General features: G+C 69.1%; 16 protein-coding genes and 3 pseudogenes. 7 read left to right on the forward strand and 12 right to left on the reverse strand.

The window, feature by feature from the left end:
* The 4 genes and pseudogenes from K2Z83_RS18445 to K2Z83_RS18460 form a co-directional block, all read right to left on the reverse strand.
* A pseudogene (locus K2Z83_RS18445) lies at window positions 1-923 on the reverse strand (hypothetical protein); the annotation flags it as partial.
* An 11-nt stretch (window positions 924-934) separates the two neighbouring features.
* Window positions 935-1,342 (reverse strand): hypothetical protein, encoded by a 408-nt coding sequence (locus tag K2Z83_RS18450; RefSeq protein ID WP_220596664.1) that lies wholly within the window; start codon window positions 1,340-1,342, stop codon window positions 935-937.
* 164 nt (window positions 1,343-1,506) lie between these two features.
* A complete protein-coding gene (locus K2Z83_RS18455) occupies window positions 1,507-1,812 on the reverse strand; it encodes a hypothetical protein (protein WP_220596665.1) in 306 nt (101 codons plus the stop codon).
* Window positions 1,809-2,711 carry an ATP-grasp domain-containing protein gene (locus K2Z83_RS18460; protein ID WP_220596666.1) on the reverse strand — a complete coding sequence of 301 codons (903 nt, stop codon included), beginning with the start codon at window positions 2,709-2,711 and terminating at the stop codon, window positions 1,809-1,811. The genes K2Z83_RS18455 and K2Z83_RS18460 overlap by 4 nt, the downstream gene beginning before the upstream one ends.
* A gap of 189 nt (window positions 2,712-2,900) precedes the next feature.
* Between K2Z83_RS18460 and K2Z83_RS18465 the strand changes: the two genes are divergently transcribed.
* A complete protein-coding gene (locus K2Z83_RS18465) occupies window positions 2,901-4,409 on the forward strand; it encodes an RtcB family protein (protein ID WP_220596667.1) in 1,509 nt (502 codons plus the stop codon).
* Between the two features lie 374 nt (window positions 4,410-4,783).
* Here the strand turns inward: K2Z83_RS18465 and K2Z83_RS18470 are convergent, their stop codons facing one another.
* The 3 genes from K2Z83_RS18470 to K2Z83_RS18480 form a co-directional block, all read right to left on the reverse strand.
* Window positions 4,784-5,521, reverse strand: coding sequence for an NUDIX domain-containing protein (locus tag K2Z83_RS18470; RefSeq protein WP_220596668.1), 738 nt, complete (start codon window positions 5,519-5,521; stop codon window positions 4,784-4,786).
* Between the two features lie 31 nt (window positions 5,522-5,552).
* A complete protein-coding gene (locus K2Z83_RS18475) occupies window positions 5,553-6,080 on the reverse strand; it encodes a GNAT family N-acetyltransferase (protein WP_220596669.1) in 528 nt (175 codons plus the stop codon).
* 234 nt (window positions 6,081-6,314) lie between these two features.
* A complete protein-coding gene (locus tag K2Z83_RS18480) occupies window positions 6,315-6,683 on the reverse strand; it encodes a hypothetical protein (protein ID WP_220596670.1) in 369 nt (122 codons plus the stop codon).
* A 210-nt stretch (window positions 6,684-6,893) separates the two neighbouring features.
* Here K2Z83_RS18480 and K2Z83_RS18485 point away from each other — a divergent pair, with 210 nt between their 5' ends.
* The 4 genes and pseudogenes from K2Z83_RS18485 (at window position 6,894) to K2Z83_RS18500 (ending at window position 8,692) form a co-directional block, all read left to right on the forward strand.
* Window positions 6,894-7,160: a UPF0175 family protein gene (locus tag K2Z83_RS18485; RefSeq protein WP_220596671.1), complete on the forward strand. Its 267-nt coding sequence runs from the start codon at window positions 6,894-6,896 to the stop codon at window positions 7,158-7,160.
* 220 nt (window positions 7,161-7,380) lie between these two features.
* Window positions 7,381-7,557: pseudogene (locus K2Z83_RS30015) on the forward strand (DUF3368 domain-containing protein); the annotation flags it as partial.
* A 118-nt stretch (window positions 7,558-7,675) separates the two neighbouring features.
* On the forward strand, window positions 7,676-8,032 hold the full coding sequence (locus K2Z83_RS18495; RefSeq protein ID WP_220596672.1) for a cupin domain-containing protein: 357 nt from the start codon (window positions 7,676-7,678) through the stop codon (window positions 8,030-8,032).
* 3 nt (window positions 8,033-8,035) lie between these two features.
* Window positions 8,036-8,692 carry a hypothetical protein gene (locus K2Z83_RS18500; protein WP_220596673.1) on the forward strand — a complete coding sequence of 219 codons (657 nt, stop codon included), beginning with the start codon at window positions 8,036-8,038 and terminating at the stop codon, window positions 8,690-8,692.
* Between the two features lie 70 nt (window positions 8,693-8,762).
* On the opposite strand, the gene K2Z83_RS18505 is transcribed toward K2Z83_RS18500, so the two are convergent.
* On the reverse strand, window positions 8,763-9,185 hold the full coding sequence (locus K2Z83_RS18505) for a hypothetical protein (protein WP_220596674.1): 423 nt from the start codon (window positions 9,183-9,185) through the stop codon (window positions 8,763-8,765).
* 569 nt (window positions 9,186-9,754) lie between these two features.
* On the opposite strand from K2Z83_RS18505, the gene K2Z83_RS30020 reads away from it, so the two are divergent.
* On the forward strand, window positions 9,755-10,411 hold the full coding sequence (locus K2Z83_RS30020) for an RNA-guided endonuclease InsQ/TnpB family protein (protein ID WP_370650206.1): 657 nt from the start codon (window positions 9,755-9,757) through the stop codon (window positions 10,409-10,411).
* 1,698 nt (window positions 10,412-12,109) lie between these two features.
* Here K2Z83_RS30020 and K2Z83_RS30025 read toward each other — a convergent pair.
* From K2Z83_RS30025 to K2Z83_RS18525, 4 genes and pseudogenes are all read right to left on the reverse strand, one after another.
* A pseudogene (locus tag K2Z83_RS30025) lies at window positions 12,110-12,670 on the reverse strand (DUF6094 domain-containing protein); the annotation flags it as partial.
* Window positions 12,671-12,796: 126 nt separating this feature from the next.
* Window positions 12,797-13,279, reverse strand: coding sequence for a hypothetical protein (locus K2Z83_RS18515; RefSeq protein ID WP_220596676.1), 483 nt, complete (start codon window positions 13,277-13,279; stop codon window positions 12,797-12,799).
* Between the two features lie 94 nt (window positions 13,280-13,373).
* Window positions 13,374-13,622: a hypothetical protein gene (locus tag K2Z83_RS18520; protein WP_220596677.1), complete on the reverse strand. Its 249-nt coding sequence runs from the start codon at window positions 13,620-13,622 to the stop codon at window positions 13,374-13,376.
* A gap of 538 nt (window positions 13,623-14,160) precedes the next feature.
* Window positions 14,161-17,421 (reverse strand): response regulator, encoded by a 3,261-nt coding sequence (locus tag K2Z83_RS18525; RefSeq protein ID WP_220596678.1) that lies wholly within the window; start codon window positions 17,419-17,421, stop codon window positions 14,161-14,163.
* On the opposite strand from K2Z83_RS18525, the gene K2Z83_RS18530 reads away from it, so the two are divergent.
* Complete coding sequence (locus K2Z83_RS18530; RefSeq protein WP_220596679.1) at window positions 17,422-17,784, forward strand: hypothetical protein; 363 nt, start codon at window positions 17,422-17,424, stop codon at window positions 17,782-17,784.
* Window positions 17,785-17,843: the final 59 nt, after the last annotated feature.

The following is a 17,843-nucleotide window of genomic DNA, read 5'->3' on the forward strand; positions in this document are numbered from 1 at the left end:
GCCAGATCGTTCCTTGACCCGGTCAAATCGTTCCTTGACCCGGCAAGATCGTTCCTTGACCCGGCAAGATCGTCCCTTGACCCGGCAAGATCGTCCCTTGACCCGGCAAGATCGTCCCTTGACCCGGCCAGATCGTTCCTTGACCCGGCCAGATCGTGATATGCGACGATGCGCGCCAGCTCCGCGTAGGCGTCGTCGTCGCAGCCGTTGCCCTTGCCGAGCATCACCCCGCCGGCCCAGGCGGCGGCGAGCAGGCGGAAGGGGGCCAGGGCGGCGTCGAGGCGGGCGCGGGCGCCGCGCTTGTGCTCCAGGTCGGCCAGGCTCACGCCCACGCTGGCCTCCAGGTCGGCCACGTGGACCAGCGCGGCGGACAACGAATGCCCCAGGCGGGCGCGCAGCTCGCTGGCGAACATGTCGTTGGCGAAGGGCTTCTGGCTGCCGGGGAAACGGAACAGGTGCTCGACAAACGGGCCGGTAAGCGAGTCGCCCACCACCAGCCGGTGGTCAAGGAAGGTCAGCGGCAACCCCTCGGCGTGGGCCTCGATCCACAGCGAAAGCTTCGCCAATTCAATCGCCAGCGGGTTCTTGTCCACCCCGTACAGGCAATGGACGGCGGCCAGGCGGCGGCAGATCGCCTCGACGATGCGCCGCGAGACGCCCTCGCCCGCGCCCTCGGCGGCGCGGCTGGGCAGGTAGCGCTCCAGGGCGTCGTCGGGGTCGGGCAGGTCGCGCACGCGGCCGCGCAGCTCCTGGGCGCGGGCCTCCAGGCCGGCGCGATCGGCCGGGTCGGGGCAGCGCAGCGCGGCGGCCTCGGCCTCGGTCGCCAGCTCGTCGCAGCGCCGGCACGCCTCGTAGAGCCGCGCGCCCAGGAAGCGGCATGCCTCAACCAAAAAGTGGCCGCTGCCCATCGCCGGGTCGAGCACGCGGATACGGATCAGCGCGCCGGGCTGCGGGTCGTCCTGCGGGCTGCGCTCGTCACACTGCGGCCCTTGGCCGGCGTCCAGAGCAAGTTATCGAGCAGGCGGGCGACGGCGCGCTCGCCCCAGCGCATCCCGTCGAGCGTGGGCATGGCGGCCGTGCCGAAGAGCGCGCCGAGCGGCTCGATCTTCAGCTCGCTGACCCGCACGCCCTCGGCGAAGAGGCGGAACAGGGCGCGCAGGCCGCCCTCAAGCAGCCGCCCAGTCTCCGCGCCGCAATCAAGCACCTTGCGGGCATAGGGTGCCAGGGCCACGCTGGGCGAGAAGGTGTTGCGCCAGAGGCTGGTCGAGGCGAAGCTGAAGGCGCGGGCCGGGTCGTCGCTCGACTCCAGCTTGAGCACGAAGAGCAGGCGGTAGATCAGCACCAGGCCCTCGCGCCAGAGGACGGCGGCAGGTGGCAGGAGGCCGGTGGCAGGTGGCAGGCTCCGGGCATCCGGGTCAAGCTCAAGAACTCCCGCAACAAGGGTGCTACCTCCCGTTTCCTGCCTCCCGCCTCCGATTCTTCCGTGAGGCCCCGCGACAATTCTAATTATCGCTGAACACCCTGGCCGCCAGAGAGGTCGGCCGATACCGTGCGCCAGTCCTGTCCGCCTTTCACGCGGCGCAGCAGCCGGAGCGCGCCGGCGCCGTAGCCGCGCGCGGGGTCGTGGCGCGCGGCGAAGCTCGTGGCCAGCGCGTCCTGGTCAACCTGGCCGTGGCGGCGCAGCACCGCCACCAGCGACAGCGCCATGCGCGGCAGGCGCTCGGCCAGCGCCTGGGCAAGACTCGACTTGCCGGCCGCCATCGCGCCGGTGATCAGGATGACGTCGGGCAAAGCCGGTGTTTCCGCAGTCATCCGCTGATTCCTCTCGACAGCGCCACATAGAAAGTGTCCACACCAACCCCCGGCGGCAGCCCGGCCACCTGCCCATCGCCGAGCTCGATGATCCGCCAGCGGCCATCGGCGCGCTGGGCCAGGTCGAGCGTGAAGAAGCGGCTGGGGATGCCGGCGATGACATCTGCGAAGGGCGCCAGGTCGGGCGGCGCTGCTGCGATGGCACCTTCCCAGTAGGGCGCGACGCAGAGCGGCCGCCGGTCGAAGATCACCGCGCGATACTCGATCGCCAGCGGCATCCCGCTCTGCGGGTGGGTGCCGGCTGTGCGCAGCGGCTCGAAGGCCCGAAACACCAGCCCGCCCTGCAGCTCATCGCCCTGCAGCTCCAGGAAGCGGCCTGTTACGCGCGCGACCGCGTCGCGGTCGGCGGCCGAGGGGATGAAGCAGGCCTCGGCCCACTCGTGCTTGCGCGACTTCACGTAGTCCTTGACGAGCACCGGCTGCGCGCCGAAGGGCCGCAGGGCGGCCATGATCTGCTCCAGGCCCAGCCCGGCCTCCCTGGGCAGCCAGACCGTCGCCGGCGTATGGTCGCGGATGCTCGGGTAGGCGGCAGGGAGCTCGTGGCAGCTGCGATAGGCGGCGGGCGTCTGCAGCAGCTGGTAGCCGCGGGCGGCAAGGGCGTCGTACAGCGCCGTATACCGATCAACGCGGAGCATCCAGCCACGGTAGAGGCAGGCTTCCGGCGTCGCGCGGGGCGGGAGCCGGCCCAACGCGCCGGCAGCATCCTGGTCGTGGACCAGCCGCTCGTAGGTGAGCAGGGCGAGCGTGAAGCCAGCTCGTGTCGCTGCCTCCGCCTCAGCGGCGAAGGCCGAGTCGGGCTGGCGCGGGTTGAGCGGGTCGGCGCAGATAATAAGGATCATAGCGTGAAGCGGCTCGTGAGGCGGCGACAGGGCTGGATTGTAGCACAGGGCTACGCATCACCGCCCGCCGAGTCCGAGCGCACGCGGATGACTGGCGCCGACGCTCCGCCGCACGACCGTTGTCACGATGCGCCGCACAGGGCATGCTATGAAAAGAACACCAATTGATCGCGGAGGACTCCCGACCGCATGACCAACGCGCGCATCGCCGACTACCGCCTGCAGCGCATCGACGCCAGCCAACTGACCCTGCCTAACCCCTGGGGCATCCCCGTGCGCCTGTTCGCCGGCGATGGCGTGCCGATCGAGCGCGCTGCGGTCAGCGAGCTGCTCGCGCTGCTGGAGCTCCAGGAGACCATCGCCGCCCTGCGGCGGGCCGCGCCCGACCTGTTCGACCACCCTGACCCCGGCATTGCGGCGGTGGCGCTCTCCAGCGACTTCCACAAGGGCAGCGGCATCCCGATCGGCACCACCCTGCGCACCCGCGGCGTGCTGGTGCCGCAGGCGGTCGGCACCGATGTCAACTGCGGCATGCGCGTCCACCTCACCGGCTGGCGCCTGGAGCAGGTGCAGCCCGCGATGACCGCACTGGAGCGCCGTCTACGCCACCTGTTCTTTCAGGGCGGCCGCCGCATCGGCCTGACCGCCAGCCAGCGCGAGGCCCTGCTCCGCCTGGGCGTGCCCGGCCTACTGGAGAGCGACGCGCTGCGCGACGCGGCCTGGGAGGCCGCGGCCGACGAGCTGGCCCACATCAGCGGCGGCGGCGGCTATCCCACCGCGCTGCCTGATCAGCACCGCGACTACGTCGGCGGCTCCGGCGGGGTGAGCTACGACTCGCAGCTGGGCAGCATCGGCGGCGGCAACCACTTTGTGGAGCTGCAGGTGGTGGCGAAGCTGCACGACCGGGCCACCGCCCACGCCTGGGGCCTGCGCGAGGGCCAGCTGGCCGTGATGGTGCACACCGGCTCGCTCGGCTTTGGGCACGCTGCCTGGGCAGCGAGTAAGGCGGCACTGGGCGCACTGCTGCCGGCCGGCTTCCCGTTGCCGAACAACGGGATCCTGCCGCTGCCGCTGGGCGAGCGCGCCGCGCCGGCGCTCGCGGTCGTGCGGGCGGCCCAGCGCGTGGCGGCCAACTTCGCCTTCGGCAACCGCTTCTATCTTGCGCGCATGATGCTCCAGGCGCTGGCCGAGGTCGCGGGCGCGCAGGAGTCGCGCCTGCTGTGGGACTCGCCGCACAACCTGCTCTGGGAGGAGGCCGGGGCCGAGGTGGTGCACCGCAAAGGCTCCACGCCGGCGCGCGGGGCGGCGGCGATGGCGAACACGCCTTTCCCATGGGGCGAGCCGGTGATCGTGCCCGGCTCGATGGGCGCGCCGAGCTTCATCCTGCGCGGGCTGGGCAAGCCCGAGGCCCTGGAGAGCGCCTGCCACGGGGCCGGGCGGGCGCTGGCCCGCGGCAGCGCGGCGCGCGGACACGATGCCGAGCTCGACGCCTTCCTGGAGCGGTTCCGCGTGGTCACGCCCGTGGAGCCGCAGCAGATCCGCGAGCGCCCTGACATCCGGGCCAGCTGGCGGGCGGCGCTGAAGGAGGAGGCGCCCTTCGCCTACAAGGAGATCGGCCCGGTGATCGCCACCCTGCGTGAGGCCGAGGTCGCCGAGCCGGTTGTCGAGCTCCACCCGGTCCTGCCCGTAAAGGGATAGCCGTCGCTAGCTGGCCCTGATAGAGACAGGTGTGATCGGGCAGCGGAAACCGCCCGTGCGCCAGCATCTGCGCGATGAAGGCCAGGTTGGTTAGCCCGAATGAGATTGCCGGATCGTGGGTAAGCTCCGCCCAGCCAACCAGCGTGACCGGATCGGGACCCGGATCGGTCCAGAGCATCTCATCGAGGCGCAGGAGCGGCTGGGGCGCGTCAATGACCAGCCGCAGGTCAGTATCCGACCACGAGGTCGCCTCACCATGGGCGTGTGAGCCGATCGCGATCACGCCGAGCAGGCGCTCGCCGAAGGTTATCGCATGACGCTGGTCCGCGGGCGCAAGGGCATGCGGGAGCGAGAACATCCGTCTCCTTCAGCGGTCACTCCGGCCGATGCGTGAGCGCAATCGGGTCGGGCGCATCACCGGCCGGCGCGCACTCCCGGCACCAGGCGATTGCCTCAGCCAGGGCGGCGGCGAAGGCCGGGTCGGCCGCGCAGTGACGGATCATCCGCGTCAGCGCATCGCCCACGCGACCGCCCGGCGTAGCGAAGCCGGCAACAATGTCATTCCATGTGACCAGATCCTGATCGAGCCAGGTGCGCAGGCCACCGTCGCGTAGCTCGAACAGTTGAGCAGCACTCGCATCGACCGGGATGGCAGCCACGTATAACGTCGAGTACTCGACATTGATCGCGCGCGGGTCGTCGAGCCCGGTGGTAAGCGCACCCACCGCGCCGACCTGGCGCACGTGGGTCGCGGGCACCACGTAGGGCCGCCTGGCGCGGGTGAGCAGCAGTTCCTCGCGCAGCTCGCGCAGCGCCGTCGCCTGCGACGCCTGCGCCAGGCCCGCGGCGGTCAGGGGCATGCTGGCCTCGAAGGTCACATGCCCGCCGACCATGTCCCAGGCCAGCGGGCTGACCCGCATCTGCGCCGAACGCTGATGCAGCAGTATCCGCCCGGTCTGCATCGTGACCGGCAGCACGTGGACGGCGGCGTGGGGCACACGGAACGAACTGTGAGCCAGGGCGCGGGCCACCGCACCGTAGGGCACGATCGGCCGGCTCTGCGGGTCGCGCGGGTCGACCGGCCCGACGATCGTGAACGTCTCGTCGTACATCGGATGCTCCTTGATGCAGGCAGCGTTTCCGTCAGCGCTCCTCCGCATCTCCATCGCGCGCGTCAAGCAGCCGGATCAGCCGGATGTCCTCGTCGCGGTAGCCATGCTGGTGGTAGAAGCCGAGCGCCCGCGTGTTGGCCGCGCCAGTGCTCAGGGCAATAATCCGGAAGCCCTGGGCGCGGGCCCAGTCCTCGCAGGCCCGCAGCAGCGCCCGGCCCACGCCCTGGCCCTCGGCCGCCGCGCTCGTCGCCAGTTCGCCAATGGAGGCCTGGCGCTCGCCGGGGAAGTGGGGCTCCGCGCTAACGCTGGCGAAGCCCAGCCGCTCGCCGTGATTGTCCTCGGCGACGAACACCGCCGCCGCCTGGCCGTGCTGGTCGATGCTGCCGGCGATCCAGCCCTCCACGGCGGCCAGGCAGCGCTGCGGGTCGCGGTACGCCGGCATCCCGATCGTTAGGCGCGGGGCCAGGCCGCGCACAAAGGCCGCGTCATCAGGCTGGTAGGGCCGGACGTGTACCGACCGGGGGGCGTGCAGGGGCGTCTGCGCGGTCGCATCATCCATAGTTCTGATCCTCGTTTCCAGGGTGAGCGGCGCGTGAATCGGGCGCTCCCGACGCCGCGCGCCCCTCACGCACATACGCCAGCGCCGCACGCAGCTCGGCGCGTAACTCAGCCGCGTGGGTCAGCCAGAGGCTGTGGGCCGCGCTGGCGATCTCGACGTCAATGCTGATAGCGGTCGCCCCAGTATAGGCGATTGTGTGGGCGCCCACAAGCACCCGGAGCGCCATCGTGTGAGTCAGCGCCGCTCCTGGCGATGATTCACACGATGGCGCTCGAGAAACGGATTGAGCTCAGCAAAGCGCAGCGGCGCTTCCTCGGCCGGCGCGCGCGGGATGACGATCTGCCGCCCGGGGTAGATGTCGATCACCAGGCCCGGGACATCGCCCGGGTAGCGCCGCAGCCCAACCGTGACCATCTGGCTGTCGGCGCTCCAGGCGATCTGCTCGCTGCTCCACAGCCCGTCGCCGATCCGCAGCACCAGGCGCTGCGCCGCCCGCTCCCAGAGCGTCGCGCCCATGACCCAGTGCGACATCCGCATCTCGACATGCTCCAGCTGGAGCGCATATCGCCCATCGGGCGAGACAATCGATTGGACATCGCTCATCGGAGCCTCCAGGCATGCCGCGCAGCACCCCACTGCAATCACTCCGACGTCCTGCACGATCGTCCTGCGACGATCATACCACAGCGGCGCCCGGCAGGCACCGTGGGATTCGCCGTGCTACAATGGCCGAAGCGCGCAGACTCGTGGCATGATGATGGTGATTCAGCGCACATCGTTCTGGCATTCCCAGCGGTATGCGTGAGGTGCATGATGGACAGCTTTCATGTGGTCTACCCCGCCGAGATCCAGGCTCTCTCTGGCCAACCGGCCGAGCGCCTCGGCCAGCTGGCCCGTGAGGCCCTCCTGGTGCGGCTCTATGATCTGGGCGAGCTTTCCTCTGGTCAGGCGGCGGCATTGCTCGGTGTGAGCCGGCGCGAGTTCCTCGATCTGCTTGGCACCTACCACGTGTCGGTGTTCGATGAGGATCTGGATCTCGCCGAGGAGCTTCGCCGCTCGTCCGAGGCGCGCCGTGGCTGAGCAGGCGCCGGTCGTCTCAAACACCACGCCGCTGATCACCCTCGCCGGCGTCGGGCTGCTTGAGCTGCTCCCCGCGCTCTATGGGACGATCACCATTGCGACCCAGGTCCTCCACGAGTACGAGGCGAAGCTCCGCGCTGGCGATCTGGATCTGCGCGCGGCCAGTTGGCTAACTGTCGCCGCAGTCACGATCCCTGATGATCTGGCCGCGCATCTCGACATGGGCGAGGCGGCGACGATCGCGCTTGCCGCAGAAGCGGGCGCGCGGCTGGTGATCCTCGATGAGCGCCGCGGCCGGCGGATCGCCCTGGCGCGTGGCCTGCCGGTGATCGGGACAGGCGCCGTGTTGGTGGAGGCGAAACGCCAGGGGGTGATCCCAGCGGTAGCGCCCGTCCTTAATGCGATGATCACCCAGGGGCAGTATATCTCCACACGCCTGCGCGCGACCCTGCTCGCAGCCGCTGATGAACCTGCGACGAACGAGGAGCGTAGCCACGCCTGTATGGAGAGCAACCATGGCCGACGCAGCGATCAACCTGGCCGAGAAGCTGGCCCAGTTCGACGAGCACTGGGCGCCGCGCAGCGTGGCCCAGCTGAACGACTACGACATCATGGTCGTCAAGGTGCGCGGGGAGTTCGTCTGGCACGCCCACCCGGATACGGACGACTTCTTCCTCGTGCTGAAGGGCCGGCTGACCATCCGCCTGCGCGACGGCGAGGTGAGCCTCGGCCCCGGCGAGCTCTTCGTGGTGCCGCGCGGCGTCGAGCACCAGCCCGTCGCCGCGGAGGAGTGTCACCTGCTGCTCATCGAGCCGACCGGCACCCCGAACACCGGCGAGGCGACCACGGCCGCGCCGCGGCGGACGCTGTAGCCGGTGACGCCCGATCGACAGGCGCTGCTCCAGCGCATCGCCGCTGCCATCCTGCGCGCCCCCTCGCCCTTCGTGACTCGGGTGGGCATCGACGGCGTAGACGGCGCGGGCAAGACTATGTTCGGCGACGAGCTTGTCGGCCTGCTCCAGGCCGCCGGCCGGCGGGTCATCCGCGCCTCGGTCGACTCCTTCCACAACCCGCGGGCGCTGCGCTACCGGCGTGGCCGCCACTCGCCGGAAGGCTTCTTCCACGACTCCTACGACTACGCCCAGCTGTGGGCGGCCCTGATCGACCCGCTCAGCCCCGGCGGGGATGGCCGCTACCGCACGGCGGCCTTCGATCACCGCACCGATAGCCCGGTCGTTGCGCCGGAGGAGCAGGCCGCGACCGGCGACATCCTGGTCTTCGACGGGATCTTCCTGCACCGGCCGGAGCTCCGCAGCTCCTGGGATCTCTCGGTCTTCCTGGAGGTCAGCGTTGTCACCTCGGTCGGCCGCTGCGCCGCCCGCGATGGGAGCTCGCCTGACCCGCAGCACCCCAGCCAGCGCCGCTACGTCGAAGGTCAGCAGCTCTACCTGCGCAGCTGCCGGCCCGAGCGCCGCGCGACCTTCGTAGTCAACAACAACAACCTCGACGCGCCCTATCTAGTCGGCCGATGAGCAGATGTGCTGCAGCACAACGCCGCGGCGTACCTGGCGATCATCACACCTCGAGCGCCTGGGCATGCGGTTAATCGCTGCTGGCGGAGCTGCGCTCGACCCAGGCCAGAATACCGTCGACCACGGCGTGCGGGCGGTGAATCCCGGTATCGATACGGGCGGATAGCTGTTCGCGCAGGTGCTGCGCATCGTGGAGCGCGTCGGCGATCTGATCCTCGCTCCATCCCGGGCGATCCCGAAGTCGTGCCTGGCGTGTCTGCGCATCACAATCGAGCAACAGCCACGCGATCCGGTCAACCCACGGAAGCCTCCCGACACGCGCAAGATCCTCGCGGTCGAGGGGCGCGAAGAGGAGCGCGATCATTCCGTTGCGCGACACCGCGTGAAGAATCTCCAGCCAGAGCCGGTTATAGGCCGGCCACGTCGCCTGGTCAGCGCGGATATCGCGCTGCGCAAGCTGCGATGCGGCCGGGAGCAGCTCGTCGATATTCAAAGGCCAGGTAGGGCGTCGCGCGACTGCGGAGCACGGTCAAGGCGGTGGTCTTCCCCGCACCGGGAGCGCCCGTGATGAGGTAGAGTGTTCGGGTCATCCATCCTCCCGGCGTGCCCGACACGCGTCGAAGATCGGGGTGAGCAGCCTATCGGCCCCATAAAAAGACTCCTACAATATAGCTCGTACGCCAACGCCACGGCGCGGGGACTGTCCGCCTTGAGGCGGCAGGGGAAGCGCCGGGCAAGCAGCTTCTTGCGAGAACGCTGTGTATATGGTAGAATATATGTGCTATGCAACGTACGCTTCGCGTGAAACTCACCCCCTCCACGACACAGGCTGGGCTGCTGGCTGAAACCAGCCGCCTGTTCACGGCGGCCTTTAACGCCGTCTGCCGCGTGGGATGGCAACAGAAGATCACCAACGGGGCCGATCTGCATCACGCGACCTACTACCCGACGCAGGCAGACTACCCTGCGCTCGTTTCGGATCTGTTGATCCAGGCGCGGGTCAAGGCAACCGAAGCCGTCAAAAGCGCGTTTGCCTCGCAGAAGGCCGGGCGCACGGTTGGGATGCCGCAATCGGACGCCTGCCCGCCGCGCTATAACCGGCACACCTATAAGGTCGATTGGGAGAGCCAGACGGTGCGCTTCCTGGGCAAGCCTGCCTGGAAGGCGATTGAGGGGCGGCTGTTCTACCTCAAACGCCAGCTTCAGCGGAAGGGGAGCAAGAGCGCCAAGCGACATCTGCGCACGGTGCGGGGGAAACAGGCCCGCTTTCGGCGTGACTGTGATCACGTCCTCTCCAAGCAGATTGTCCAGTCGGCGCATCCCGGTGCGACGATTGTGCTGGAGAACCTGACCCACATTCGGAAGCGGTCGAAGATCCGTAAGCAGACGAAAACCAGCCGCCGCGTCCATAGCTGGTCGTTCGCGCAGATCACGTCGTTCGTGGCGTACAAAGCCGAGGAACGGGGGTGTACGGTGGCGGGGGTCGATCCCCGGCATACCTCGCAGACCTGTAGCTGCTGTGGGCACCAGGCCCGCACCAACCGCCGTTCCCGTGGCCGGTTTGTGTGTCGGGTGTGTGGCTTCGAGCTGCATGCCGACCTCAACGCGGCGCGGAATAGTGCGGCCACGTACCATGCCAGCGGGGGTAGATCTCCTGTTGGCGGGCTGCCTGTCAACCAGCCAATCGTGTCCGTCCCGACGCTTCGGCTTCGGAAGTGAGGCACAAGCTGTCGCGTTTACGCGACAGTCAGTTGACAGGCTGTCTGGGTGCCCGCTCCACCAGCGGGCGATCCAGCCGTACTGGCGCAGGGTCGGGCGGGCGGTGTTCCCCGGCGGGTAGGCGCCCGAGTCGAGGATGACCGAGACGTTGGGCTGGCTGCGTAGGTAGCGCTCGGCTGGCGAGCCGGCGGGCACCAGGAAGTGGCGCTGGCCGACCAGCCGACAGACCGCCCAATCCCGGGCGCATGGCGATCGGCCGATCGCGAAGTAGAACTGAGGCATCGTTACTCCTCCTCGTAGAGCCAGCGGCAAAGCTGGCCGAGCCGCCGGCCGATACCGCCCTGGGCGTAGGTGATCGCCCACGCCAGCGGCGGCCAGCCGCCGCAGCTGGGTCAGGTCGAGGTAGGGGGTGAGCGTGCTGCGCCGGCCTTCGGTGACCGCCTCCAGCGCGGGCAGGCGCTCCGCCGGCGGGTCGAGGTCGGGCACCTCACGGGTGGTCTCGTGGGTAATCACGGCGGGCAGCCAGCGCAGGCCGGTCGCCGCCTTGGTCGAGTGGGAGATCAGGGCGATCACCGCCGGCGCGTCGCTGTGCGCACAGCGGGCCATCCAGCGGTCCACGTCGGTGTGGTCGCGGATGACCAGCACCTCGGCCGCCGGGAAAGCCCCGGCGATCTCGCGCCGCCAGGTCGGGATGACCCGCCAGGTCGGGATGACCCGCTTGGGCGGGGCGATCCAGATCGGCAATGCCCTGGGCGCTCGTCCGTCGGTGTGCCGGTTCGCCTTCCAGGCCTTGGCCAGCCGGCGTGCCCAGGAGGGCTTCTTCTCGCCGTGAAATGCAGTGGCTTGCTCCTCCCAGTAGTGACAGAGGGTGGCGATCAGGGCGATGACCTGGCGGGTCTTGCCAACCCCCGGCTCGCCAGCGAACATGGCCCGGCCGCCGTCCCAGAGGGCGCGGCGCAGGGCGAAGACCCGGTGCATCTGCGCCGGCGCGAGGCCGGGATGCTCCGCACCGGGGAGCTGCTTGTCCAGGCCAATCTGGGCGACCACGCGGACCTCCCAGTCCGCGGGGTCAAGCTGATAGCGCGGCTGGTGCTTGTCTAAAACCTGGACGGCCAGGGTCGGCAGCAGCGGCTGGAGAAAGGCGAAGGCGGCGTCGTTCTGGTAGTGGCTGACCGCGCCGGTAGCGAGGTCGAGCACGCCCAGGACGGGGTTGTCCTCGATCTGCGAGACCTCGACCACGCCCTTGGCGCGCTGGTCGTCGTCGACCGGCATGCGCGTGGCTTGCTTGGAGGTTGCGGTGGTGATGACGAAGCGCTCGCCGTTGGGGCCGTCGAGGATATCGCCGTCGAGCAGGCCGGAGAGGATGAGCGCGGCCAGGTGGGCCGGGCCGGTCGGCGGCATCAGCGGGCGGGCGAAGACGCCCTCCGCCTGCAGGGTGACCGCCTGCTGCCAGGCGGGGCTGTGGTGGAGGCCGCCGGCCTCCAGCCCGCGCAGCAGCGCGTCCTCGTCGGCGTGGAGCACGAGGATCTCGGGTATCGTCGGCGCGGACGGCAGGAGGTAGGGGTCGGCGATCGGATGATCGGGCAGAACGGGCGGCGGCGTGCCGCCGGCCCAGGTCTGGGTCTCCGTGTCGTAGCGCCAGCCCTGGAGCTGGGCCTTGACCATCGGGTCGGGCGTCTCCAGCGGGCTGAGCCGCTTCACGCCGGCGACGACGATCTGGGAGTACTTCTGAAAGGACGTGTCGGCGTTGGTGTCGCCATCGGGGAAGCGCCAGCAGCGCAGCTGCTGATAGTTGCGGGCGTAGTGGTTGATCAGGGTGCCGTCGAGGCCCGAGCGGGCCGGGATGACCGCGAGGCTGACGCCGCCGGCGACCAGGGCCTTGGTAACGAGCACCTGGGCCGCGTACTCGGCGCGGCGGCCGTCGTCAAGCCGCACGTAGGGCGGGTTGGTCACGCACAGGCTAAACGAGTCGGGCGTCGGCCGGGTCGCCTCAAACGGCGCCCGCACGATCGTCGCGCCGGGCAGCCGCTGGCGGGCGGACTCAGCCCGCTCCGCGCTGATCTCGATGCCGAAGAGCCGGGCGGTGGGGAGATGGACAAAGGGGGCCAGCAGATTGCCGGCGCCGCAGCCGGTCAGGTCGCCGATCGCCACCGGGGTGGCGGCCGGAATAGTCACCAGGTGCCGGAGGGCGTCGGCGTGAACCTGGGGCGTGGGGATGTGCTGAGAAATCGCCATCCCGCCGAGGGGGCCGCTGCTCATAGAGTCCTCTTTCTTCAGGAGGACACCTGGAACGCGCTGCGGCCCCCGGACACCCGGCGAACCGCATGCGGTTCCCGGTGTCCGGGGCGGAACATCAGGCAGATGGGGCGCGCACCCCGAGTCGGATCAGGTCATCCGGCGTCGGCCGGGTGGTCGGGAGCTTCCCGCGCTGGACGCCATCACTGACGAGGGCATTCCAGTGGCGCGGGTCGCCGGCGAGCTGCCAGGCGCGGATGCCCCGCGCCTCCAGAGGAAGCGTCCCAGCCCAAACTGGGCACAGGCCCGCTTGAAGGCCTGAGCGGCCGCGGTGGTGGCGCGGTTCTCGTTGGGGTGCTCGGGGTAGTCCAGCGGAAAATCGCCGACATCGGCCTTGGTGACACCGAGGATGCTCAGCGTGCAGACCACGCCGTCGGGCGTGAGGGTGAAGGCGACCTGCCAGTCGGCCGGGCCAACCACCTGATCGAGGCGATCATGGTAGACCCGGCTGTCGGCGTAGGCCATGGCCAGCGCGCGGTCGCGGCTCTGGCTGAGCGCGCCGGGCTTGAGCTCGATCTGATCGCTGGGGAACGGTGCGGTAAGATCAGCGATGAGGTCGGTGAGGGAGCGCATACGAGTCCTCCGAAGAAATAAGGCCACCGGCTCCCGATGCCCGGGCCGGTGGCAGAATGCCAGTGCTCCGGGCCGAGCGGGGCGCGAGTGTGGACTACTTCTCAGTGGACTCCGCGTTCTCGGAGCGCTTTCCGGGCAGGCGCTTGATCAGCGCGCCGACGAAGGGGATGCGGGAGGGGGTGCTGAGCTGATCGCTTAACTGGCCGACCGCGCGGGCCTTGCGGCCGCGCAGCCGGTCAAAGGCCGCGTCGAAGTCGGAGTCATCGAAGGGCTCCAGCTCGGGGATGGTCTTCTTGGCCAGCGGCAGGGCGATGATGAACAGGGTGATGATCAGGACAGGCATAAGAGCCTCCATGGCGATGGCCAGCCCCACTGCCGGGCTGGTCGTGATGACGCAGACCCAGGCAGGTGGGCAGACAACAGCGCCCGGAGGGCGAGACAATGGGCACGCAAAAACGCCCGCTGCGGCGTGCAGCGAGCGACGGGGAGAAGGCCCAGGACAACAGGTTCAGCGAGCGTGCGACAAGAGGTGCGCCATGCGGCGCGGGAGAAGGGCAGTGGTCCGGCCTGCCGTCGAGGCGGCTACCGGCTATCGGCTATACGCAGTACGAAGGTGCGACCGGCACCACCCGGGACAGCGACATCGCGTTCGCCGGCGGTGTCACGCCTGAACAAGCGGCGGGAGTGGGCCGAGGAGCAGGATGCCGATGGCCGGGCGGGGCCGATGCTGTGCGAGCAGTGTAGCACTGGTGAGCAGGGCGGCGCAAGGCAACCTGCACGCTATCAGGCTAAGACGGGAGTGCTGGCCGATGGAAACGCGCATTACTGGTCGTTTGCCGCCTCTACAGCGCCTCCGTGTACCCAATCAGTGCTGAGAGATGCTATGCCCCCTCGCTGCCCGTATTCCGCAAGCGCTCAATAGTTGTCACCAGCTTCCGCAGCTGGATCGGTTTGGTCACATACTCATCAGCGCCGGCGCTCAGGCAGCGCTCGCGGTCGCCCGGCATCGCCAGCGCCGTCGCCGCGATGATCGGGATCTGGGCGAGGCTCGTGTCGGCGCGGATGCGCCGGATAGCCTCCAGGCCGTCCATCCCCGGCATCTGGATGTCCATCAGGATCGCATCCAGCCGCTCCTCTTGCGCGCGCATGACCGCCTCGCTTCCATTCCGCGCGATCATCAGGTCGTAGCCCTTGGCGCGCAGATAGTCGCCGATGGTGGCGATATTCGCCTCGTTGTCCTCCGCCAGCAGGAGCTTCGGGCGTCCCGTGGCGGGCGTCGCAACGAGCGCGAGCTGCAGATGTATTTCCTCCTGGCGCGCGAGCACCCGGCGCAGCGTCAGTTCGAGCCCGGCGCGGTCGATCGGTTTGAGCAGTGCGGCCGCGGCGCCGAGCGCCCGCGCCTGCTCGGGCTTGTCGACGACCGAGACGACGATAATTGGGATCGCCTGGGTGCGCGGCTCGGCCTTGAGCTGGCGCAGCACGTGCCAGCCGTCGTCGTCGGGGAGCAGGATATCGAGCAGGATCACGTCGGGCTGGAGCGCGATCGCGCGGGCGAGGACCCCCGCGCCGTGCGGCAGCACCTCGACCCGCGCGCCAAGCTCCTGCAGGTAGCGGGTGAGCTGCTCGGCAGCGGTGGGCGAGTCCTCGACCACCATCGCCCGGCCGATCGCTGGAAGTGCCTCAGGGAGCGCGGTTGGCTCCGGGGTGCTGCCGAGCCCGGGGGCGCTCGGGGTCCAGGGCAGGGTGACGTGAAAGCGGCTGCCTTCCCCGGGTGTGCTTTCGACGCGTACACTGCCGCCGTGGGCCTTGGCAAGCCGCGCGACGAGCGCGAGGCCCAGGCCCGTGCCGGTGTACTGGCGGCTCAGGCTGCTGTCGATCTGCACAAAGGGCTGAAAGAGCTTCGGCATGTCCTCCGCGGCGATCCCGATCCCGGTGTCCCAGACCGTGAAGATCACGACCTGCTCCTCCAGGTCGCCATGGACCTCCAGGCCGACCTTGCCGCCCTCGGGGGTGAACTTCACGGCATTGGAGAGCAGGTTGACCAGGATCTGCTTGAGCCGGCGCTCGTCGACGTGCAGCGTCTGCACCTGGACATCATAGTTTGAGCTGAGACTAATCCGTTTCATCAATGCACTCTGGGCCACCATACGCAGGCAGAGCGGGCAGAGCAGGTCGACCTGCACGCGCTCCGCATCAAGCTCAAGCCGGCCAGCCTCGATCTTCGAGAGGTCGAGGATGTCGTTGATCAGACTCAGCAGGTGCCGGCCACTCTCCTCGATCCCCTGAAGCGAGGCGATCTGCTCAGGCGTCACCGGGCCGTAGATCGCCTCCTGCATGGCCTCGGCGCGTCCAAGGATGGCGTTGAGCGGCGTGCGCAGCTCGTGGCTCATGCTGGCCAGGAACTCGTCTTTGAGCCGCGTGGCTCGGCTTAGCTCGGCGTTGGCCAGGCTCAGGTCGGCGGTACGCTCCGCGACCCGGCGGGCCAGCTGAGCCCGCTCGTCGCGGAGCTGGGCGAGCAGCTGGGCGCGCTCGATCGCCGTGGCTGCCGACACCGCCAGCGTCTCCGCCAGCCGTACATCGTCGGTGGTCAGGGCGTGCGGCTGGTGGCGGTCGATGGAGAAGATGCCGACCAGCGTGTTATTCGCCATCAGCGGCACGCCCAGCCAGCACCCAATATAGCGCGTCTCCAGCATGGGCTGCCAGGTTGGCTCCTGGTGGGTATCGGCGATCAGCAGGCTGCGCCGGGTGGCGATAATCTGGGCGAGGGGCGGGCGCTCGGCCGGGTCGACGATCAGCGCCTTGACCGCCTCAGGATCGGCCCAGGTTTCATAGCCGCGCAAATAGTGGACCCGAAAGGTCGTCGGGCCATCGGGGAGCATGATGTTGGCGCTGTCGTAGGGGATGAGCTGCTGCAGCAAATCCAGCAGGGTGGTAAGCACCGCGTCTTGCCCGAGCGGGCGCGCCAGGAGCTGGCTGGCGCGGTAGAGGAGCTCGGTGGTCTGCTGGGCGCGCTGGCGCTCCTGCTCGGCGCGCTTGCGCGCGGTAATGTCGGCCGTGATCGCCACCACCCGCCAATCGGGAAAGTCCACCGGCATCGCGCTCACCTCGACCCAGATCTGCTCGCCCGTCTCGGTGACGATGCCGATCTCCATCGCGCTGATCGCGCGCCGCTCGGCAAAGACGCGCGCGATGGCAAGCTCCTCCGTCGGCATGGGGCTGCCATCCACACGCAGGTACTGGCGCGTGTGATACGCTCCCTGCACCAGGGCTTGCTGGTCGAGCCGGAGGATCTGGCTAAGGGCCGGGTTCGCATACACAACGCGCTGCTCCGCATCGAGAATCGAGACCCCGACCGGCAGCAGCTCAAAGAGCGCGCCGAGCTTGCGTTCAGTCTGCCGCCGCGCCGTCCTCGCCTGCACGCGCGGTGTGATATCGAGGCCAAAGACCGTGACCCCGCTGATATCCCCCTCGGCGGTGCGGATGGGCATCAAGCGATAGATGATCGTTATGCCCGCATGCTGGCGCTCGATGCTAAATACCTCGCCGGCCAGCGCCCGCGCATAGGCGGCGCGCCAGGTGGCCTGCCACTCCTGGGGCATCGGCAGTGCCCAGATGCTCTCGCCGGGGCGCAGCTCCTGCCCGGTGATCTGCTGCACATCCTGCTGAAAGCGCGCATTGCCGACAAGCAGGCGCAGCTCGCGGTCGACCGACCAGATGCGGCCACTGACGGCCTCGAGCACGCTGATGAGCTGCTGCTCGTGCGCGCTGATATCCCGGTTCAGGCTCATCGTGCCGCGGGGCTGGCCGTCGGGGTCGCGCATCCAGGTGACCGTGGCCAGGATCAGCATGGCGTGCCCATCGCGGTGGTGATGCCGCACCTCGCCCCGCCAGAGGCCCTGCGCCTGCAGCTGGGCGCGCTCGACGCCGGGGTAGTTGCTTTGGAGCAGCTCATCGGCCCGCCGGCCCAGCGCCTCGGCGGCAGACCAGCCATAGAGCAGTTCAGCCGCGGGATTCCAGCCGGTGATACGCAGAGCCGCATCAGTGAGGATCACGGCATCTGGGATGATGTTCAGGTAGTCATCGGGCAGGAGCGGCGCCTGGGGTACCGGAGGGTCGTCAGGGCTCGGCGAGGCATGCTGCATATGGGTCTCCACCACGACGATCATGCGCAGGAAGTAGCTGAAATTATAGTATCCACCCAAAAGCGTTGGGGATGGTTTTCACGACAGGGCGTAACGCTTTCTTCGGGCCAAAAGAGCGTTTCAAATCGATTGTCGGGGCGCTCTGCCGCTCTGCTTGGCGGAGCCGACGGCCCGGTCCAGGTGCAGTGCTCAGCGGCTCGACCGAACGCATGGCCGAGGCGGGCAGGCACCTCGCCGGTCTTCGAGATACTCGATTCGCCGTCGAAGCACCTGGTCATCCTCGATCACGCCGGGCATCGCGCGCTGTTCGACCAGCCGGCGGCGTTTGCCGCGCTGATGCGCGAGGTTCGGGAGGCAAGCTGATCTCACCACGCCGCGGTGAGGTGCGCAGCGCGTGGCGCATGCCGGCCAGGAACGCGTCC

The organism is Oscillochloris sp. ZM17-4, from assembly GCF_019599295.1.
Classification (GTDB): Bacteria; Chloroflexota; Chloroflexia; order Chloroflexales; family Chloroflexaceae; genus Oscillochloris.

What these genes read in the sequence shown, in the direction of transcription:
- K2Z83_RS18455 (WP_220596665.1), bottom strand. Translation starts at nt 1,812, where the DNA reads ATGACTGCGGAAACACCGGCTTTGCCCGACGTCATCCTGATCACCGGC.
- K2Z83_RS18460 (WP_220596666.1), bottom strand. Translation starts at nt 2,711, where the DNA reads ATGATCCTTATTATCTGCGCCGACCCGCTCAACCCGCGCCAGCCCGAC.
- K2Z83_RS18465 (WP_220596667.1), top strand. Translation starts at nt 2,901, where the DNA reads ATGACCAACGCGCGCATCGCCGACTACCGCCTGCAGCGCATCGACGCC.
- K2Z83_RS18470 (WP_220596668.1), bottom strand. Translation starts at nt 5,521, where the DNA reads ATGTACGACGAGACGTTCACGATCGTCGGGCCGGTCGACCCGCGCGAC.
- K2Z83_RS18475 (WP_220596669.1), bottom strand. Translation starts at nt 6,080, where the DNA reads ATGGATGATGCGACCGCGCAGACGCCCCTGCACGCCCCCCGGTCGGTA.
- K2Z83_RS18480 (WP_220596670.1), bottom strand. Translation starts at nt 6,683, where the DNA reads ATGAGCGATGTCCAATCGATTGTCTCGCCCGATGGGCGATATGCGCTC.
- K2Z83_RS18485 (WP_220596671.1), top strand. Translation starts at nt 6,894, where the DNA reads ATGGACAGCTTTCATGTGGTCTACCCCGCCGAGATCCAGGCTCTCTCT.
- K2Z83_RS18495 (WP_220596672.1), top strand. Translation starts at nt 7,676, where the DNA reads ATGGCCGACGCAGCGATCAACCTGGCCGAGAAGCTGGCCCAGTTCGAC.
- K2Z83_RS30020 (WP_370650206.1), top strand. Translation starts at nt 9,755, where the DNA reads ATGCCGCAATCGGACGCCTGCCCGCCGCGCTATAACCGGCACACCTAT.
- K2Z83_RS18515 (WP_220596676.1), bottom strand. Translation starts at nt 13,279, where the DNA reads ATGCGCTCCCTCACCGACCTCATCGCTGATCTTACCGCACCGTTCCCC.
- K2Z83_RS18520 (WP_220596677.1), bottom strand. Translation starts at nt 13,622, where the DNA reads ATGCCTGTCCTGATCATCACCCTGTTCATCATCGCCCTGCCGCTGGCC.
- K2Z83_RS18525 (WP_220596678.1), bottom strand. Translation starts at nt 17,421, where the DNA reads ATGCAGCATGCCTCGCCGAGCCCTGACGACCCTCCGGTACCCCAGGCG.
- K2Z83_RS18530 (WP_220596679.1), top strand. Translation starts at nt 17,422, where the DNA reads ATGGGTCTCCACCACGACGATCATGCGCAGGAAGTAGCTGAAATTATA.